Annotated in this window: 1 protein-coding gene; it reads left to right on the top strand. The window is 45.5% G+C overall.

All coding sequences use genetic code 11. The features are described 5' to 3' along the window. Positions 1-828, top strand: an 828-nt coding sequence (locus A4R26_RS34830) for a hypothetical protein (RefSeq protein WP_207625718.1), incomplete at both ends; no start/stop codon positions are given.

Genomic DNA, 828 nt, shown 5'->3' with positions numbered 1-828 from the left:
TTGTGATTCTATCATTACCTTAATTTTAACCGCAAACAACATATTAAGAGACACTTCAAGTGCCACCATCTGTACCAACCAATTACCATACAATTGGAATGGTATTGATATTACCGCCGCTGGTACGTATAGTGACACGCTCACCAGCGCTGCCGGTTGCGATTCGATTATCAACCTGATCCTGACTGTAAATGATGTACTCAGCGATACAACCACCGCCACCATCTGTACCAACCAATTGCCATACAATTGGAACGGCATCAATATTACCGCCGCCGGTACGTTCAGCGACACACTCACCAGCAGCAATGGCTGTGACTCTATCAGCACCCTCATTCTGACTGTAAACGATGTACTCAGCGATACAACCACAGCCACTATTTGCACCAATCAATTGCCGTATAGTTGGAATGGTTTGACCATTACCGCTGCTGGAACTTACAGCGATACACTCGCTAGCACCGGTGGTTGTGATTCTATCATTACCTTAATTTTAACCGCAAACAACATATTAAGAGACACTTCAAGTGCCACCATCTGTACCAACCAATTACCATACAATTGGAATGGTATTGATATTACCGCCGCTGGTACGTATAGTGACACGCTCACCAGCGCTGCCGGTTGCGATTCGATTATCAATCTCATCCTGACTGTAAATGATGTACTCAGCGATACAACCACCGCCACTATCTGTACCAATCAATTGCCGTACAGTTGGAACGGCAACACTATTACCGCCGCTGGTACGTACAGTGATACCCTCACAAGCATCGCCGGTTGCGATTCGATCACTAACCTGATCCTGACAGTAAATGATATACTCAG

The organism is Niastella populi, assembly GCF_002078015.1.
In the GTDB taxonomy this organism is placed as follows: domain Bacteria; phylum Bacteroidota; class Bacteroidia; order Chitinophagales; family Chitinophagaceae; genus Niastella; species Niastella populi.
Note: the sequence above shows the minus strand (reverse complement) of the source record. Positions and strands in the feature narration are given on the sequence as shown.